The following is a 2,866-nucleotide window of genomic DNA, read 5'->3' as shown; positions in this document are numbered from 1 at the left end:
GAGGCGCGGCGCGCGAGCGCGCGACCGGTCGAGCGGATCGGCGTGGTCGGCGGCGGCACGATGGGCGCGGGCATCGCGGTCGCGGCGCTCGATGCCGGGCTGCCGGTGACGATGATCGAACGCGACGAAGCCTCGCTCGCACGCGGCCGTGCGCACGTCGAGAAGGTGTACGACGGCCTCGTCGCGAAAGGGCGGATGACGCCGGCCGCGCACGCCGCGCGGCTCGCGCGCTTCAAGGGCAGCACGTCGTACGACGCGCTCGCGCAGGCCGACGTCGTGATCGAGGCCGTGTTCGAGGACATGGCCGTGAAGCAGGCCGTGTTCGCCGAACTCGCGCGTGTGTGCAAGCCGGGCGCGGTGCTCGCGACCAACACGTCGTATCTCGACATCGACGAGCTGGCCGCGAGCATCGACCGGCCGGCCGACGTGATCGGCCTGCATTTCTTCTCGCCGGCCAACGTGATGAAGCTGCTCGAGATCGTCGTGCCGGCGCGCGTGAGCGCGGACGTCGTCGCGACCGCGTTCGCGCTCGCGAAGCAGCTGAAGAAGACGCCGGTGCGTGCCGGCGTGTGCGACGGCTTCATCGGCAACCGGATCCTCGCCGTCTATCGCACGGCGGCCGACTACCTGATGGAAGACGGCGCGTCGCCGTACCAGATCGATCGCGCGGTGCGCGAATTCGGTTTCCCGATGGGGCCGTTCCAGGTCGTCGACCTCGCGGGCGGCGACATCGGCTGGGCGACCCGCAAGCGCCGCGCGGCGACGCGCGACCCGCGGGCGCGCTACGTGGAGATTTCCGACCGGCTGTGCGAGCGCGGCTGGTTCGGCCAGAAGACGGCGCGCGGCTACTACCTGTATCCGGACGGCGCGCGTGTCGGCTCGCCGGACCCTGAAGTCGAGGCGATCGTCGCGGAGGAACGCGCGAAGAAGGGCGTCACGCCGCGCACGTTCACCGACGAGGAGATCATGCGCCGCTACCTCGCCGCGATGATCAATGAAGGCGCGAACGTCGTGCACGAGAAGATCGCGCTGCGCCCGCTCGATGTCGATGCGGTGTTCCTGTACGGCTACGGCTTCCCGCGCTATCGCGGCGGCCCGATGCATTACGCGGACACGGTCGGCCTCGCGAACGTGCTCGCCGATATCCGCGCGTTCGCGAAGGACGATCCGCTGTTCTGGAAGCCGTCGCCGCTGCTCGTCGATCTCGTCGCGCGCGGCGCGGATTTCGCGAGCCTGAACCGCATCGACTGATCGCCCACCGCATTCGCCACGGACCGAAGATGGACCTCAATTTCACTCCCGAAGAGGAAGCCTTCCGCACGGAAGTGCAACGCTTCCTGCAAGCCGAACTGCCCGAGCGCATCGCGCGCAAGGTGAAGGGCGGCCTGCATCTCACGCGCGACGACATGCGCGAATGGCATGCCATCCTCAACGCGCGCGGCTGGCTCGCGAGCCACTGGCCGCGCGAATACGGCGGCCCCGGCTGGAGCGTCGCGCAGAAGTTCCTGTTCGACAACGAATGCGCGCTCGCGGGTGCGCCGCGCATCGTGCCGTTCGGCGTGAACATGCTCGGGCCCGTGCTGATCAAGTACGGCAACGAAGCGCAGCAGCGCCACTGGCTGCCGCGCATCCTCGACGGCACCGACTGGTGGTGCCAGGGCTACTCGGAGCCGGGCGCCGGTTCCGATCTCGCGGCGGTGAAGACGAGCGCGGTGCGCGGCATCGACGCGCAGGGCGAGCACTACCTCGTGAACGGCCAGAAGACATGGACCACGCTCGGCCACTACGCGAACATGATTTTCTGCCTCGTGCGCACCGCGACCGACGTGCGCAAGCAGGAAGGCATCAGCTTCCTGCTGATCGACATGAACACGCCGGGCGTCGAGGTCCGCCCGATCATCACGCTCGACGGCGAGCACGAGGTGAACGAGGTGTTCTTCACCGACGTGCGCGTGCCGGCGGCAAACCTCGTCGGCGAAGAGAACCGCGGCTGGACCTACGCGAAATACCTGCTCACGTACGAGCGCACCAACATCGCCGGAATCGGCTTCTCGACGGCCGCGCTCGACCGGCTGCGCGCGGTCGCCGCGAAGGTCACGAAGAACGGCCGGCCGCTCGCGGACGATCCGTTCTTCGCGGCACGCGTCGCGCGCGTCGAGATCGAACTCGAGAACATGCGCACGACCAACCTGCGCGTGCTGGCCGCGGTCGCGGGCGGCGGCGCGCCCGGTGCGGAAAGCTCGATGCTGAAGATCCGCGGCACGCAGATCCGCCAGGAGATCACCGCGCTGATGCGGCGCGCGATGGGGCCGTACGCGCAGCCGTTCGTCGAGGAAGCACTCGATGCCGACTACGACGGCGAGCCGGTCGGCCCGGACGAAGCCGCGAGCGCCGCGCAGCAGTATTTCAACAACCGGAAGCTGTCGATCTTCGGCGGCTCGAACGAGATCCAGAAGAACATCATCGCGAAGATGATGCTCGGGCTGTAACGAGGGACGCGACGATGGATTTCCAGCACACAGAAGACCGCCGGATGCTGGCGGATACGTTGAACCGCTTCATCGCCGAACAGTACGCGTTCCCGGTGCGCGATCGCATCGCGCAGTCGGCCGAAGGGTTCGATCGCGCGATGTGGCAGCGCTTTGCCGAACTCGGCACCGTCGGCGCGCTGTTTTCCGAAGCCGACGGCGGGTTCGGCGGCGCGGGCTTCGACATCGCCGTGGTGTTCGAATGCCTCGGGCGCGGGCTCGTCGTCGAGCCGTTCCTCGGCGCGCTGCTCGCGGGGCGTACGCTGTCGCTCGCCGGCGGTGCCGCGCATCGCGACCGGCTGGCCGCGCTGATCGACGGCAGCGCGAGCGCCGCATTC

3 protein-coding genes are annotated in these 2,866 nt (G+C 68.8%); all 3 read left to right on the top strand.

The window, feature by feature from the left end:
• Positions 1-1,251: 3-hydroxyacyl-CoA dehydrogenase (locus tag G3N93_RS37220; protein WP_241026860.1), on the top strand; the 1,251-nt coding region annotated here is incomplete at its 5' end.
• 29 nt (positions 1,252-1,280) lie between these two features.
• Positions 1,281-2,489, top strand: a complete 1,209-nt coding sequence (locus tag G3N93_RS37215; protein ID WP_175223286.1) for an acyl-CoA dehydrogenase family protein — start codon at positions 1,281-1,283, stop codon at positions 2,487-2,489.
• A 14-nt stretch (positions 2,490-2,503) separates the two neighbouring features.
• A partial coding sequence (locus tag G3N93_RS37210; RefSeq protein ID WP_206135260.1) for an acyl-CoA dehydrogenase family protein occupies positions 2,504-2,866 on the top strand: 363 nt, incomplete at its 3' end.

The sequence above is a fragment of the Burkholderia sp. Se-20378 genome, assembly GCF_017104665.1.
Taxonomy (GTDB): Bacteria; Pseudomonadota; Gammaproteobacteria; order Burkholderiales; family Burkholderiaceae; genus Burkholderia; species Burkholderia lata.
The sequence above is the reverse complement of the archived record's forward strand: the minus strand, read 5'-3'. Positions and strand labels throughout refer to the sequence as shown.